At 67.3% G+C, this 13,833-nt stretch carries 12 protein-coding genes and 5 tRNA genes; 16 read left to right on the forward strand and 1 reads right to left on the reverse strand.

The genetic code is table 11. The features are described from left to right. The first annotated feature begins 34 nt into the window (after window positions 1-34). The 12 genes from kdsB to ACM0O9_RS09565 all read left to right on the forward strand — a co-directional run bounded on the left by kdsB (window position 35) and on the right by ACM0O9_RS09565 (window position 11,563). Entirely contained in the window at window positions 35-808 is a 774-nt protein-coding gene (gene kdsB, locus ACM0O9_RS09510; protein ID WP_053500516.1) for a 3-deoxy-manno-octulosonate cytidylyltransferase, read from the forward strand. Continuing rightward, window positions 805-1,293 (forward strand): low molecular weight protein-tyrosine-phosphatase, encoded by a 489-nt coding sequence (locus ACM0O9_RS09515; protein ID WP_065177369.1) that lies wholly within the window; start codon window positions 805-807, stop codon window positions 1,291-1,293. The genes kdsB and ACM0O9_RS09515 overlap by 4 nt, the downstream gene beginning before the upstream one ends. Beyond that, window positions 1,290-2,702, forward strand: a complete 1,413-nt coding sequence (locus ACM0O9_RS09520; protein WP_005415983.1) for an NHL repeat containing protein — start codon at window positions 1,290-1,292, stop codon at window positions 2,700-2,702. The genes ACM0O9_RS09515 and ACM0O9_RS09520 overlap by 4 nt, the downstream gene beginning before the upstream one ends. Then, window positions 2,699-4,543: an excinuclease ABC subunit UvrC gene (uvrC, locus tag ACM0O9_RS09525; protein ID WP_005415984.1), complete on the forward strand. Its 1,845-nt coding sequence runs from the start codon at window positions 2,699-2,701 to the stop codon at window positions 4,541-4,543. Before ACM0O9_RS09520 ends, uvrC begins: the two co-directional genes overlap by 4 nt. Before the next feature lie 18 nt (window positions 4,544-4,561). Further along, window positions 4,562-5,188 carry a CDP-diacylglycerol--glycerol-3-phosphate 3-phosphatidyltransferase gene (gene pgsA, locus ACM0O9_RS09530; RefSeq protein WP_005412825.1) on the forward strand — a complete coding sequence of 209 codons (627 nt, stop codon included), beginning with the start codon at window positions 4,562-4,564 and terminating at the stop codon, window positions 5,186-5,188. Window positions 5,189-5,425: 237 nt separating this feature from the next. After that, window positions 5,426-5,501, forward strand: a tRNA-Gly gene (locus ACM0O9_RS09535). 138 nt (window positions 5,502-5,639) lie between these two features. Next, entirely contained in the window at window positions 5,640-6,746 is a 1,107-nt protein-coding gene (locus ACM0O9_RS09540; RefSeq protein WP_414604258.1) for an NAD(P)/FAD-dependent oxidoreductase, read from the forward strand. A gap of 116 nt (window positions 6,747-6,862) precedes the next feature. Beyond that, window positions 6,863-6,938: transfer RNA gene (locus ACM0O9_RS09545), tRNA-Gly, on the forward strand. Between the two features lie 369 nt (window positions 6,939-7,307). Next, window positions 7,308-8,771, forward strand: a complete 1,464-nt coding sequence (locus ACM0O9_RS09550) for a TolC family protein (protein ID WP_138952802.1) — start codon at window positions 7,308-7,310, stop codon at window positions 8,769-8,771. Further along, a complete protein-coding gene (locus tag ACM0O9_RS09555; RefSeq protein WP_188239114.1) occupies window positions 8,768-9,907 on the forward strand; it encodes an ABC transporter permease in 1,140 nt (379 codons plus the stop codon). Before ACM0O9_RS09550 ends, ACM0O9_RS09555 begins: the two co-directional genes overlap by 4 nt. A 10-nt stretch (window positions 9,908-9,917) precedes the next feature. Next, the gene (locus ACM0O9_RS09560; RefSeq protein WP_414604257.1) at window positions 9,918-10,646 is read left to right on the forward strand and encodes an ABC transporter ATP-binding protein; all 729 of its coding nucleotides are present in this window, start codon (window positions 9,918-9,920) and stop codon (window positions 10,644-10,646) included. Next, window positions 10,643-11,563 (forward strand): HlyD family secretion protein, encoded by a 921-nt coding sequence (locus ACM0O9_RS09565; RefSeq protein ID WP_414604256.1) that lies wholly within the window; start codon window positions 10,643-10,645, stop codon window positions 11,561-11,563. The genes ACM0O9_RS09560 and ACM0O9_RS09565 overlap by 4 nt, the downstream gene beginning before the upstream one ends. Before the next feature lie 4 nt (window positions 11,564-11,567). Here ACM0O9_RS09565 and ACM0O9_RS09570 read toward each other — a convergent pair whose 3' ends face one another. After that, window positions 11,568-12,017, reverse strand: a complete 450-nt coding sequence (locus ACM0O9_RS09570) for a hypothetical protein (RefSeq protein WP_414604255.1) — start codon at window positions 12,015-12,017, stop codon at window positions 11,568-11,570. A gap of 133 nt (window positions 12,018-12,150) precedes the next feature. On the opposite strand from ACM0O9_RS09570, the gene ACM0O9_RS09575 reads away from it, so the two are divergent. From ACM0O9_RS09575 to ACM0O9_RS09590, 4 genes are all read left to right on the forward strand, one after another. Further along, a tRNA-Gly gene (locus ACM0O9_RS09575) sits at window positions 12,151-12,226 on the forward strand. A 142-nt stretch (window positions 12,227-12,368) separates the two neighbouring features. Continuing rightward, window positions 12,369-12,444: transfer RNA gene (locus ACM0O9_RS09580), tRNA-Gly, on the forward strand. A 66-nt stretch (window positions 12,445-12,510) separates the two neighbouring features. Then, a tRNA-Cys gene (locus ACM0O9_RS09585) sits at window positions 12,511-12,584 on the forward strand. A 117-nt stretch (window positions 12,585-12,701) separates the two neighbouring features. Next, on the forward strand, window positions 12,702-13,616 hold the full coding sequence (locus ACM0O9_RS09590; protein ID WP_414604150.1) for an ADP-ribosylglycohydrolase family protein: 915 nt from the start codon (window positions 12,702-12,704) through the stop codon (window positions 13,614-13,616). The last annotated feature ends 217 nt before the right edge of the window (window positions 13,617-13,833 follow it).

Below are 13,833 nucleotides of genomic sequence, written 5' to 3' on the forward strand. Positions count from 1 at the left end.
TCCCGTTGTAACGAGCCTGCCGAGAACCGCCCGCATGACCGAATTCGTCGTCGCCATTCCGGCCCGCTTTGCCGCCTCGCGGCTGCCGGGCAAGCCGCTGCGCCCGCTGGGCGGTGAGCCGCTGGTGCTGCATGTGGCGCGCCGCGCGCTGCAGGCCGGTGCCCGCGAGGTCTGGGTGGCGACCGACGACCAACGCATTTCCGATGCGCTGTCCGGGTTGGCCGAGGTGAAGGTGGCGATGACCGCGACCACGCATGCCTCGGGCACCGATCGCCTGGCCGAGTGCGCACGCATTGCCGGCTGGGCCGATGACACGGTGGTGGTCAACCTGCAGGGCGACGAACCGTTCGCGCCGGCGACCGGCATCCGCGCGGTGGCCGATGCGCTGGTCGCTGGCACTGCGCCGATGTCGACTCTCGCCACGACCGTCGAGGACGCGCACACCCTGTTCGACCCGAACGTCGTGAAGCTGGTGCGCAACGTGCGCAACGAGGCGATGTACTTCAGCCGCGCGCCGATCGCCTGGCACCGCGACGGCTTCGCACGCAGCCGCGACACGCTGCCGGACGGCCATCACTGGCTGCGCCACATCGGCATCTATGGCTATCGCGCCGGCTTCCTGCAGCAGTTCGCGGCGATGCCGCCGGGCCAGCTGGAGCAGGTCGAATCGCTGGAGCAGCTGCGCGTGCTGGAAGCGGGCTACCCGATCAGCGTGGCGATCTCGCCCGAGCCGTTCCCACCGGGCATCGATACGCCCGAGGACCTGGAGCGCGCCGAGGGGCTGCTGCAGGCGATGGCCGCGCGATGAGGCTGCTGGTCGTCTGCCTCGGCAACATCTGCCGTTCGCCGATGGCCGAAGGCGCGCTGCGCGCACGCCTGGATGCCTCGCCGCTGGCCGGGCGGGTGCAGGTCGATTCGGCCGGCACGGGCGACTGGCACGTGGGCGAGCCGCCGGACCGCCGCGCGATCGCCTGCGCGGCCGGGCACGGCGTGGACATCGGCGGCCTGCGCGCACGCCAGCTGCAGGCCGTGGATTTCGAACGTTTCGACTGGATCCTGTGTGCCGACGAGGCCAACCTGCGTGATGCCGGGCGCCTGGCGACGGCGGCCCAGCGTGAACGGCTGGCGTTGTATCTGCCCTGGTCCGGCGGGCAGGGGCGGGTAGCCATCCCTGATCCCTACACCGGCGGCAGCGATCATTTCGAACAGGTCTGGTCGCTGGTCGACGATGCTGCAAAACGTGCGGTGGCACGACTGTTGCATGACGCCGACTCCGGCATAATCAGGTCATGAACGTCCAGCCCGTCCCGGACCTGCCCGAATTCGCCACCTGGCTCAATGCCACCCCCTGCACCCTGACCGAACTGCGCGGCCGGCCGGTCGCGCTGCTGTTCGTCAATGCGGCCTCCGCCTGGAGTGCGCAACGCCTGGCCGAGTTCGGCCAATGGCTGTCGCGCCACCCGGGCAAGCTGCAGCCGCTGGTGCTGCAGGTGCCGCGTTTTGATTTCGAACGCGATGCCACGGCCGCACTGAAGCTGCTGCGCCGTCAGGGCCTGACCATGCCCGTGCTGCTCGATGCCGACTGGGATGGCTGGCGCCGCTTCGGCGTCACCGCCTGGCCGACCATGGTGCTGCTGGACGCGCAGGGCCGTGAACAGCAACGGCTGGTCGGGCAGGGCGCGCCCGGTGAACTGGAGCGCGCCTTGAACGCGCTGTGCCAGGGCGCACCTTCGGCGCCGCCGCGTGGCGGCAGCGAACTGCATCCGGAACCGCGCCAGGCCCTGCGCTTCCCGCAGGGGCTGGCGGTCAGCACCGAACGTCTGTACATCGCCGACAGCGGTCATCACCGCATTCTCGAATGCAGCCATGGCGGCCGCATCCTGCGTCAGTTCGGCCTCGGCACCGCCGATTTCATGGATGGCAATCTCGCCGAAGCGGCGTTCCACCGCCCGCAGGCGCTGGTGCTGGAGCGCGATTCGCTGTACGTCGCCGATACCGGCAACCATGCCGTGCGCCGCATCAATCTGCTGACCGGCATCGTCGACACGCTGTGCGGCAACGGGCGACCCGGCGCGCCGGTGGAGGGCCCGGTGGCGCAGGCGCGGCAGGTCTCGCTGGACCATCCGGTTGGCCTGGCCATCGCCGACAACCAGCTGCACATCGCAATGGCCGGCGACAACCGCATCTGGAGCTACCACCTGGGCCAGCGCAGCCTGCAATGGCGCGCCGGCAGTGGTTCCATCGACGAGCGTGATGGCAGTGGCCATCTGGCTGCCTTCGCGCAACCGACCGCGCTGGCCGTGGTGCAGCAGGTGCTGTACGTCGCCGATGCGTTGGGATCCTCGATCCGTGCACTGCAACTGCGTGGTGACCTGGTGCAGACACTGGTCGGGCAGGGGCCGTGGCGCTTCGGCAGTGAAGACGGCCCGCGCGCGCAGGCCAGCCTGCAGTTCCCGCAGGCGATCGCACTGGGCGCGGACGCCCCGCTGCTGTGGATCGCCGACACCGGCAACGGTCGCCTGCGCACGCTGCGCCTGGGCGGCGGTGAACTGACCACCCAGCCGCTGCCGCGCCGCCTGCACGGCCCGGCTGGCCTGGCCGTGGGCGCAGGTGCGGTGTGGATCGCCGAGACCGACGCCCATGCCGTGCTGCGATTCGACCCCGACAGCGGCGTGCTCAGCGAAGTCCCGATCAGCGAATGACCGACGTTCCCGCCCCGGCCTTCAACGGCAAGGCCTTCGCGGCCCAGCTCAGCACCGCCCCCGGCGTGTACCGCATGTACGCGGCCGACGACACCCTGCTGTACGTGGGCAAGGCGCGCGCGCTGCGCAACCGCGTCGGCAGCTATTTCAACGGCAGCCCGAAGAACGCGCGGATCATGTCGATGATCTCGCAGATCACGCGCATGGACGTGACCGTGACGCGCTCGGAAGCCGAGGCGTTGCTGCTGGAGAATCAGCTGATCAAGTCGCTGTCGCCGCGCTACAACGTCTCGCTGCGCGACGACAAGACCTACCCGCATGTGCTGCTGACCCGCGAGGACTGGCCGCGCATCGCCCTGCATCGGGGCCCGCGCGCCATTCCCGGCCGCTATTTCGGGCCGTATCCGGGCGTGACCGCAGTGCGCGAAACGCTGAACCTGATGCACAAGCTGTTCAAGCTGCGCAGTTGCGAGGACAGCGTGTTCCGCAACCGCTCGCGGCCGTGCCTGCAATACCAGATCGGCCGCTGCAGCGCGCCCTGCGTGGAGCTGGTGCCGGCCGCGGACTACGCCGAATCGGTGCGCCGTGCTGCGCTGTTCCTGGAAGGCAAGAGCGACGAGCTGACCCGCGAGCTGGGCGAGCAGATGCAGGCCGCCAGCGAGGCCCTGGAGTTCGAGCAGGCCGCGCGCCTGCGCGACCTGATTTCCTCGCTGCGCAGCATGCAGACGCGCCAGTACGTGGACGGCCGCGCCGCCGACCTGGACGTGCTGGCGGTGGCCATGCAGGGTTCGCAGGCCTGCGTGCTGCTGCTGGCTTTCCGCGATGGCCGTAACCTCGGCACCCGCCCGTTCTTCCCGCGCACCAACGGCGAGGAGAGTCCGGAGGAAGTGCTGGCCGCGTTCGTCTCGCAGTACTACATCGAATTCGAGCCGCCGCGCGAGATCCTGCTGGATCGCGAGATTCCCGATGCCGACCTGCTGGTTGCGGCGCTGTCGGCCTCGGCCGAGCGCAAGGTGCAGCTGAAGTGGAACGTGCGCGGCGAGCGCGCCGGCTATGTGGAGCTGGCCAGCCGCAACGCGCAGCTGACCCTGGCCACTGAACTCAACAGCCGCAATGCGCAGCATGCGCGCAGCGATGCACTGCGCGAGATGCTGGGCCTGGCCGAGCCGGTCAAGCGGGTCGAGTGCTTCGATATCAGCCATACGCTGGGCGAGGCCACTGTGGCCTCGTGCGTGGTGTTCGACGCCGCCGGTCCGGTGCGCGCGCAGTACCGCCGTTTCAACATCAGCGGCATCGAGCCGGGCGACGACTATGCCGCCATGCGCCAGGCCATCGACCGCCGTTTCCGCCGCGCGGTGGAAGAGCAGGGCGTGCTGCCGGATGTGCTGCTGATCGACGGCGGCGCCGGCCAGCTGGCACAGGCCCAGGCCGCGCTGGCCGACCTGGGCGTGGAAGGCGTGCTGCTGGTGGGTGTGGCCAAGGGCGTGGAGCGGCGCGCTGGCCATGAAGCGCTGGTGATGCCCGACGGCCGCGAGCTGCGCCCCGGCGCGGCCAACCCGGCGCTGCAGTTCATCCAGCAGGTGCGCGACGAGGCGCACCGCTTCGCCATCACCGGCCACCGCGGCCGCCGGCAGAAGGCGCGGATGACCAGCAAGCTGGAGGATATCCCCGGCATCGGGCCGCGCCGCCGCGCCAGCCTGCTCAAGCATTTCGGCGGTCTTGTGGGCCTGAAAGCCGCTGGCGAAGCGGAAATCGCCAAGGTGGAAGGCATCAATGACGCCCTCGCGGCACGTATCTACGCTAACCTGCACGGGTTGGCCACGCCTGATGCGGCCGAGTAGAGAGAGAAGCACGCAAGCATGAAGTTGACCCTGCCCACCTGGCTGACGTTGTTGCGGATCGTAATGATCCCGGTGCTGGTGCTGGTGTTCTACCTGCCCTACACCTGGACCAACTTCGCTTCGGCGGCGATCTTCGGCCTGGCCGCGATCACCGACTGGCTCGACGGCTGGATCGCACGCCGTTACCAGCTGGAGTCGGCCTTCGGCGCGTTCCTCGACCCGGTCGCGGACAAGCTGATGGTGGCAGTAGCGCTGTTCCTGATCGTGCAGGGCCATCCGACGCCGTGGATGGCATTCTGGGCGGCGGTGATCGTCGGCCGCGAGATCGCGGTATCGGCGCTGCGAGAGTGGATGGCCGAGCTGGGCCAGCGCGCCAAGGTGCGCGTGGCGATGATCGGCAAGATCAAGACCACCGCGCAGATGGTCGCGCTGCTGTGCCTGCTGTATTCGGTGGCGCCGAACGTGCCGGTGGAAGACATCTGGATGGGCTGGCCGGTGTTCCACATCGGCGACTGGACCCTGGCGATTGCCGCGGTGCTGACCCTGTGGTCGGGCCTGCAGTACCTGCACGCCGCTTGGCCGAGCCTGCGCGATGACGAGCGCGCCGCGCGCGAGCGTGCACGGCAGAAGAAGCTGGGCAACTGAGCCCCGGGGTCGGATCCCTTTCCGAAGGAAAGGGCTCTGACCCCATTGATGCGCCCATCCACGCATGGCGTGGATCTACTGGAAATGCTGCGTCCACCGATGGTGCGGATCCATCGGTTTGTGGGAATCCTGTAGTAGATCCACGCCATGCGTGGATACGCAATGCAAGGTGCCTCGCAGACCCTGAGAAAAAGCGCTTGACGCCATCCTTGGAACAGGTAGAATTTCGCCTCCCAAGCGGGAATAGCTCAGTTGGTAGAGCGCAACCTTGCCAAGGTTGAGGTCGCGAGTTCGAGTCTCGTTTCCCGCTCCAGATTCAAGAAGAACGCTCCCGACAGGGGGCGTTTTTCGTTTGCCTGGCGCCTGCTTCATCCCCACTTCACCGCCACTCCTTCGCCTCGCCACGCGCCAGTTCGAAGCTGCATCTGTGTTCCTCCAGAGCGATGCAGCCATGCCCCAAACTCCTTCCGCCTACGACCATGATGTGGTCATCGTCGGCGCCAGTTTCGCCGGTGCCGCCTGCGCATTGGCCGCTGTCCAGTACGGGCTGCGCGTCTGCGTGGTGGAACGCAAGGCCGACCCCGGCGGGCGGCTGCACACCACCGGCATCGTGGTGAAGGAAGCGATGGAGCAGACCTGGCTGGGGCGCATGCCCGAACATCTGGTGCAACGGGTCGCCAACGTGCGCCTCTATGCGCCGAACCTGCGCAGCGTATTGCTGGCCGCACCGGGTTACTACTTACTCACCACCGATACGCCGAACCTGATGCGCTGGCTGGCCAGCGAACTGCACGCGAACGGCGTCGACCTGCGCCTGCAGCAGTCCTTCACCGACGCCCGTCGCCGCGGTGACGGCTGGCAGGTGGAAGGGGCAGGGAGCTGCGCCTATCTGGTTGGCGCCGATGGCGCGCGCTCACGCGTGGCCCGGCGCACTGGCCTCGGCCAGGTACGTGACAACCTCTACGGCGTAGAACGTGAGTTCGCCGGTCAGCAGGTGGTGCAGGGCGATGCGCTGCATTGCTTCGTCAGCAAGCGCTACGCCCCGGGCTACATCGGCTGGGTCGCCCAGAATCCGAGCGGTCTGCAGGTCGGGTTGGCGCTGCGTCACGATCCGCAACGGGTGCGGCCGCCGGACATTGAGGGTTTCCTCGACCACGTGCGCGGTGTGGTCAACATTCCGCCTTCGGCGCGCCCCTCGGCCACCCGCGCCGGCCTGGTGCCCTGCGGCCGGCCGGACGGGCCGATCACCGGCCAGCGCCTGATCCTGACCGGCGACGCGGCGGGCATCGTCTCGCCGCTGTCCGCCGGGGGCATTCACTCCTCGTGGCGGCACGGCTGGGCGGTCGGCGAGGCGATTGCCCGCCATCTGCGTGGGCAAGGGCCGGAAGCGGAACGGGTGGCGCGGCAGGTGGCGCCGGCATTCCACGGCAAGCGTCTGCTGCGCTGGGCGATGGATCATCTGCAGGCCGACTGGCCGCTCAACGCGCTGCTGCATACGTCCGCCACGCGGCGCATCGCCGAGCAGATCTATTTCCATCGTCGTGGCGTGCGCGCGTGAAGGGTGCCGGCAGGCGTGCCTGGGCGCCGTTCCTCGCTTCCCGTAAAAATTCCTGTTGACGCCGTGCAGCAATATCGACACAATAGCGCTCCTTCGACGCAGGTCGAACGAAATCTGCGGGAATAGCTCAGTTGGTAGAGCGCAACCTTGCCAAGGTTGAGGTCGCGAGTTCGAGTCTCGTTTCCCGCTCCAGATTCATGAAGAACGCTCCCGAAAGGGGGCGTTTTTCATTTGTCATGATGTTGGCGGCAGGGGCCGCTACAGTCGCGCCACAGCATCTTCATAGCGGGCGTGATATCACTCGCCCGGCGTGACGAATCCGAGGTCAGTGTCGCAATCGGAATGGCGGGACGCATCGGTCGTGGGGACGACCGCAGGCGAGGGAAGCGGAGAGCGCGTCAACAAGACGCAATGGCCTGGATGTTGCACCAGCGTTCCGCGCGTCGCATGCACTGAAAGGCTGGCGAAAGGCCAACACCATCGTTGCCTGAACCGCACGCGTGTTGTGACCGTTTTCGGACCAATTCTCCATGTTCGCTCCACAATCGCACGGTAGCCTTCATGCTCCTTCTACACGTTGGCGGGCTGGTGGTCAGGCGTATCACTCCAGTGGCAGTGCCCAGGACCGGGCGCGGACTCTCCCTGCAGGCATTGCTGCGCCCGGGCGCACTGCTGACCAGCCTGGCGCTGGCAGGTTGCATGTCGGTGCCGGCTCCGGACCTGCCTGATCGCACCCCCAGCACCTGGACCCAGGTGCCGCAGGGCCAGGGCGTGGCGGTGGAGGCCAGGCAGTGGTGGAAGGTGCTGGCCGACCCGGCGCTGGACGGCCTGGTCGATCAAGCCATCGCCGGCAACCTTGATCTGCAGCAGGCCACGTTGCGCCTGCAGGCAGTGCGGATCGTCGCCGGCACCTCGGATTCGCGCTTCCTGCCGGAGATCTCGGCCAGCGCCAAGCAGGTACAGGACGCCGCCGCGGTCGACACCTATTTCCACGCGGGCATCGAAGCGATCTGGGACCTGGGCCTGTTCGGCGCCGCCGAGAGTGCCCATCTCAGCGCGCAGGCCTCGGCCGGTAATGCCGAGGCGTTGCGCAATGCCGCACAAGTGGCGGTGATTGCCGACGTGGTGCGCAGCTATCTGGACCTGACCGTAGCGCAGGCCCAGCAGGATCTGCTGGTCAGACAGCAGGCCGTGGATGATCGCGGCGAACAACTGGCACGGGTTCGCCTGCGCCTGCGCCTGGATGAGCCGGGCGAGCTGGAACGCCTGCGCGCGCGCCAGGCGGCGACCCGGGCAGCGACGGCGCAGGCCCGCGAAAATGCGGACAACGCGGCCCGCGCGCTGGCGCTGCTGCTGGGGCGTGACGGGCCGGATCCCGCCTGGCGCGCGTACCGCGCGCCGCCGAAGCTCGGTGCATTCTCGCTGCAGCAGGTCCCTGCGGATCTGCTGCGCCACCGCCCGCAGATCCTGCTGGCCGAATCAGAGGTGATGCAGGCAGCGGCCAGCAAGGGTTCGGCGCGCGCAGCGATGTATCCACGGGTCAGCCTTGGCGGCTCCATCCTGTACGCGTACAACCTCACCCAGAACGCCCGCTCCAATTCCGATTCGAGCCCGTCGATCGGCCCGTACATCGATATTCCGCTATGGGACTGGGGCCAGCGTCGCGCGCGCTTCCATGCCAATGAAAAGCAGCTGGATGCCGCCTTGCTGGGATACCGCAAGGCGGTGCTGGAAGGCGTGAGCGAAGTGGAAGGCGCGCTGGGCAGCCTGGCGCGGCAGGACAGCAGCATCCAGTCGTTGCGCGCGGCCAACGACGCCGCCGGGCAGCAGGTCAAGCGCCAGGCGCGGCAGGTGCAGCTGGGTCTGTCCAGCGAGTTCGATGGACTCGACACGCAACGCGCCGCACTCGCCTCGCAGGCTGATCTGATCGCTGCGCAGGGTGCGCGCGTGCTGGCCTTTGCATCGCTGTACCGCGCCCTCGGCGGCGCCCCGCTGCCTGCCGAGGGTGAGGGCGAACCCCAATGATCGCACTCGCCCGCAAGACCCTGGCCTATGAGTGGCGCCGGTTCCTGCCGGTGGTGCTGGCGATGTGTTTCGCCGGTGTGCTGTTGATCGTGCAGGCCGCACTGGTGCTGGGCATCTTCGGTACCGCTGCGATCTATGTGAAAGCGTCCTCGGCTGATATCTGGGCCGGTTTCCCCGGCACCCAGAGTGTGAATTACGGCCATGCAATCAGCGCGGATGTGGAAAGCCATCTGCGCATGGACCCGGATGTCACCCGCGTCGAGCCCTACGAGTGGGTCGATGGCGAATGGCGATCCGGCGCGCAGGGCACCGGCAATGTGTCGGTGTACCTGTCCGGTATCTCCACCCGGGACGATGCGATGATGTTCGCGCGCATCCTCCCTGCCAACCTGCGCGCGCAGCTGCGCGAGCCGGGTGCGGTGATCGTCGACAGCGCCGATCTGGATACGCTGGGCGTGGACCTGCAGAACAACCGTGCCTGGATCAATGGCAAGGCGGTGCGCGTGGTCGCTGCACAACCGGGCCTGCGGGGCCTTGGCGGTGTCAATGTACTGGCCTCGCTGGACACCGCGCGCGCCATCGCCGGCACCGACCCACACGAGGGAAGCACCTATTTCGTGGCGGGCCTGCGCTCGCCGGAACTGGCCGACCGCGTGCGTGACCGCCTGGCCGCGTCGATGGGCCAGGCCACACCGGTCGAGTTCTGGACCGCGCCAGCGTTCGCCAGCCGTTCGCAGCAGTATTGGCTGTTCGATACCGGCGCAGGTATCGCCGTGTTGTTCATGGCCGTCATCGTCTGCTTCGTCGGTGCGGTGATCACCAACCAGTCGTTCGCCTCGGTGGTGGCCGGCTCGGTACGCGAGTACGCCACGCTCAATGCACTCGGTGCAGGCCGCTATGCGCTGGCACGGGTGGTGTTCGAGCAGGCATTGCTGATCGGTGGCGTGGGCATGCTGCTGGCGGCGGCGTTCAGTACCGTGGTGCTGCTGATCGCGCAGACCCAGCGCGTACCGGTGCAGCTGACGCCGATGGTGATCCTCGGCTGCGTGGCGCTGGTGGCGGTGATGGCCATGCTCTCCAGCATCATGGCGGTGCGCAGTGTCGTCCGCTCCGATCCATCGTTGCTGCTGCGTTGAGGACCGGCCGATGACTTCCGCACGCACCGTCGCCCCGACCCTGCAGGCCGACGCATTGGAAAAAGGCTTCATGTCCGGTGATGTGCAGGTGCCGGTGCTGCGTGGCCTGTCGCTGGACATCTATCCCGGCGAGCTGACCCTGGTATCCGGCCCGTCCGGCTGCGGCAAGAGCACGCTGCTGTCGCTGCTGTCCGGCCTGTCCGCGCCCGATGGCGGTCACGTGCACGCGCTGGGCCAGGACGTGGGCCACATGACCCGCAGTGAAGTGGAGCGTTTCCGCCTGCACCATGTCGGCTTCGTGTTCCAGGGCTTCAACCTGTTCCCGGCACTGACCGCGCTGGAGCAGGTGCAGCTGCCACTGGGATACCGCGGCATGCGGAATCGCGAAAGCGAGCCGCTGGCCCGCAAGGCGCTGGAAGAAGTCGGCCTCGGCCATCGAAGCCACATGCGCCCGGCGCAGCTGTCCGGTGGCGAGAAACAGCGCGTGGCGGTTGCCCGCGCGTTTGCCAAGTCGCCGACCCTGATCTTCGCAGACGAACCCACCAGCGCGCTGGATGCCGAGAACGGCCAGCGCGTGATCGACATCCTGCATCGCTACGCACGTGCGCATGGCGCCACCGTGCTGTGCGTGAGCCACGATCCGCGCCTGATCCGGCATGCCGATCGGGTGATCGCCATGGAAGACGGCATGGTCCGTGATGACCGCCGCCAGAACGAAACCGTAGAGTCCGCCCCATGACCAAGACGTCGCATCTGCTTCCCCTCAGCCTGGCCCTGTCCGCGGCACTGCTGCTCGGCGCCTGTTCCAGGGAAGCGCCCACCGCTGCATCGGCTCCCCCAGGCAAGGAGGGTACTGCCGCCGCCGGCAAGGTCGCCGTGGCGCGGGGCATCATTGACGTCGAAGGTGGCCTGATCGCGCTGGCACCGCCGGTGGATGGCTCGATCATCGCCGCACCGGTGAAGGAAGGCGCCACGGTGAAGAAGGGGCAGCTGTTGTTGTCTCTGGATGGTGCCCTGCTGCAGCAGGAGGTGGCGATGGCCAGCGCCGATCTGGCCTTGGCCAATGACCGCCTGAAGGGCAGCCAGGCGCAGCTGCGCGAACTGGAGCGCAATGCCACTCGCCTGTCCACGGGCGCCAGCGAAGGCGTGTCCTCGAACCAGCAGGCTGATGCAGCCAAACAGCAGCTGGCCGGCGTGCGCGCCGATGTCGACGTGGCCGGTGCGCAGGTCGACATGGCGCAGCACAAGCTGGAGCACGCGAAGCTGAAACTGCAGCAGATGTCGTTGAGCGCGCCGGAAGCCGGCACCGTGGTCGGCCAGGTGCCGGGCGTCGGTGCCTTCGTGCAGGCGGGCAAGCCGGCGATCTCGTTGCTGCCGGCGCGCCCGCTGCAGGTGCGCGCCGAACTGAGCGCCGCCTACGCCGATGCGGTGCAGGTAGGCATGAAAGCGGCGGTGGTACCGGACAGTGATGGTGCCGAGAACACCGGCACGCTGCCGACCGCACGCGTGGTACGCATCAGCCCTGTGTTCGCGCAGGCACGCCTGCCTGAAGATGCAGGGCGTGGCGTGGCCAAGGTGGTGGAGTGCGTGTTGGAGTTCGACGGGCAAGCCAAGGCGCGCTTCGGCCAGCATGTGCGGGTGGAGTTCCGGAAGTAGGCCTCTAGCGCTGCGGCGGGGGAGTCTGTGGTGACCTGCGCCGCCAGAGCGCCCGCCACGCGCTCACCGCCGACACCACGCACAGCGCCAGCAGCAATCCCACGTCCAGCAGCAGCAACCACAGCAGGTGCATGCCTTGTACCGGCGGCTGGTGCATCGCCGACAGCATCCACGGTATCGACCACACCAGCAGCAGGGCGAAGGCGATAAGCAGGCGCAGCCACAGGCGTTTGAGTTTCCACGGGCGCACGATCAGTGCCGCCACCACCAGTTCAACCGTGCCCAGCAACGCGAACACGATGACGGTGCTGGTCGGATAGGGCAGCTGGGCGCCTTCCAGGCGATGCAGCAGCCAGTAGTCCGGAGTGAAGCCAGCATTGACAAGTGCGGCGATCAGCGCCAACCAGGTCAGCGCGACCAGCAACCAGAACAGACGGACGTAGCGTCTCGGCATCGGGGGTGTCCGTGCTTGGGCGGGGCAGCGTAACCCAGTGCGGACGCCCGTGACCGCATGATGTGAAGACTGTTGACGGCGTGAAGGAATTTGGACACAATAGCGCTCCTTCGACGCAGGTCGAATGGAATCTGCGGGAATAGCTCAGTTGGTAGAGCGCAACCTTGCCAAGGTTGAGGTCGCGAGTTCGAGTCTCGTTTCCCGCTCCAGATTCTACAGGGCCCCGGTAGGGGCCTTGTTTTTCTCCCGCCACGGCAAGGCGGGGCACGTTGGGCCACAAGGCTTTACGCGCAGTCAGAAAAGTGAAATCGCTGGTGTGTTTTCCGGATTTCCGGTAGCATGTCGGCTTACGCGGGAATAGCTCAGTTGGTAGAGCGCAACCTTGCCAAGGTTGAGGTCGCGAGTTCGAGTCTCGTTTCCCGCTCCATGTTCCGACAGGCCCCATCTTGGGGTTTTGTCTTGTCAGGGCTACGTTCCTGGCGCGCAGTACGTTGGCCTCATGGCAGAGTGGCTATGCACCGGATTGCAAATCCGTTTACAGCGGTTCGATTCCGCTTGAGGCCTCCAATTGAAAAGCCCTGACTCCGGTCAGGGTTTTTTTGTTTGGCTGCGATCGATTCCCCGCTCGCGCGATCACCGCTCGGCAGTCAGTCATGGCAGATGCGGTGGCGCTACACTCGTGTGATGAACCAGATTGATCACTTCCGCGGCGCCTTGCTCGGCCTCGCGTGCGGCGATGCCGTCGGTACCACGCTGGAGTTCAAGCCTCGTGGCAGCTTCATCCCGATCACCGACATGGTGGGTGGTGGGCCGTTCCAGCTGCAGCCGGGGCAATGGACCGACGATACCTCCATGGCGATGTGCCTGGCCGAGAGCCTGGTGCGTTGTGACACCTTCGATGTGCACGATCAGATGAACCGCTACGCCAACTGGTACCAGCATGGGTACTGGAGTGCGACCGGCGAGTGCTTCGATATCGGTATGGCAACGCGGGCTGCCATCGACCGGTTCCTGCAGGACGGCCAACCGCTGGCGGGTAGTGACGACCCACGCAGCGCTGGCAATGGCTCGATCATGCGTTTGGCGCCGGTGGCATTGCGCTACGCCGGGACTCCCGACCTGCAGGCAATGGCCGAGCTGAGTTCGCGAACGACGCACGCTGCGCAGGAGTGCCTGGAGGCGTGCCGCCTGCTGGCGGTCGCGCTGGAGCGGGCGTTGGCAGGTGGCACCCGTGACGCGGTGCTGGATCTCAGCAATGTCCCTGTCGAGAGCGCGCGGCTGCGGCAGATCGCGGCGGGCGGCTACCGCGGTGCCGCGCGTGAGCAGATCCGTGGCAATGGCTATGTTGTCGACAGTCTGGAAGCTGCACTCTGGTGCTTTGATCGCCACGACACCTTTGAAGCCGTCGTACTCGAGGCGGCCAATCTTGGCGAGGACGCCGACACCACGGCCGCCATTGCGGGGCAGCTGGCGGGCGCATTCCATGGTTCGCGCGGAATCCCCGGGCGGTGGTTGCAGCGGCTGGCCCTGCGTGCCGAAATCCAGGCGCTGGCCGATGCGCTGCACGCCTTGAACCAGGGCAGCGACCGCGCTGCGTGAGTCGGGTTCCCTGCCTGTGAACTGCGCCGGCAGGACGCTCCCTGCCGCCGCCATTTTCCGACGCCGCGCTGCATCACCTGCAGCAGTCCGCCACGCCCGGGTCGCCAGTCTCAGTCGGCCACGACATGGAAAGGCGCTATGGTCGAGTTCCACGTCTCAGGGAGCCGCAATGGCGAGCAAGGACATCACGCGTCGTTCCAGCCACGGAGCGAAACGG

Origin of the sequence: Stenotrophomonas sp. FR012, assembly GCF_047520565.2 — a bacterium.
GTDB classification, from domain to species: domain Bacteria; phylum Pseudomonadota; class Gammaproteobacteria; order Xanthomonadales; family Xanthomonadaceae; genus Stenotrophomonas; species Stenotrophomonas sepilia.

Coding starts and splice junctions, on each gene's coding strand:
- ACM0O9_RS09515 (WP_065177369.1), top strand. CDS start 805: ATGAGGCTGCTGGTCGTCTGCCTCGGCAACATCTGCCGTTCGCCGATG.
- ACM0O9_RS09540 (WP_414604258.1), top strand. CDS start 5,640: ATGCCCCAAACTCCTTCCGCCTACGACCATGATGTGGTCATCGTCGGC.
- uvrC (WP_005415984.1), top strand. CDS start 2,699: ATGACCGACGTTCCCGCCCCGGCCTTCAACGGCAAGGCCTTCGCGGCC.
- ACM0O9_RS09565 (WP_414604256.1), top strand. CDS start 10,643: ATGACCAAGACGTCGCATCTGCTTCCCCTCAGCCTGGCCCTGTCCGCG.
- ACM0O9_RS09520 (WP_005415983.1), top strand. CDS start 1,290: ATGAACGTCCAGCCCGTCCCGGACCTGCCCGAATTCGCCACCTGGCTC.
- ACM0O9_RS09555 (WP_188239114.1), top strand. CDS start 8,768: ATGATCGCACTCGCCCGCAAGACCCTGGCCTATGAGTGGCGCCGGTTC.
- pgsA (WP_005412825.1), top strand. CDS start 4,562: ATGAAGTTGACCCTGCCCACCTGGCTGACGTTGTTGCGGATCGTAATG.
- ACM0O9_RS09550 (WP_138952802.1), top strand. CDS start 7,308: ATGCTCCTTCTACACGTTGGCGGGCTGGTGGTCAGGCGTATCACTCCA.
- kdsB (WP_053500516.1), top strand. CDS start 35: ATGACCGAATTCGTCGTCGCCATTCCGGCCCGCTTTGCCGCCTCGCGG.
- ACM0O9_RS09570 (WP_414604255.1), bottom strand. CDS start 12,017: ATGCCGAGACGCTACGTCCGTCTGTTCTGGTTGCTGGTCGCGCTGACC.
- ACM0O9_RS09560 (WP_414604257.1), top strand. CDS start 9,918: ATGACTTCCGCACGCACCGTCGCCCCGACCCTGCAGGCCGACGCATTG.
- ACM0O9_RS09590 (WP_414604150.1), top strand. CDS start 12,702: ATGAACCAGATTGATCACTTCCGCGGCGCCTTGCTCGGCCTCGCGTGC.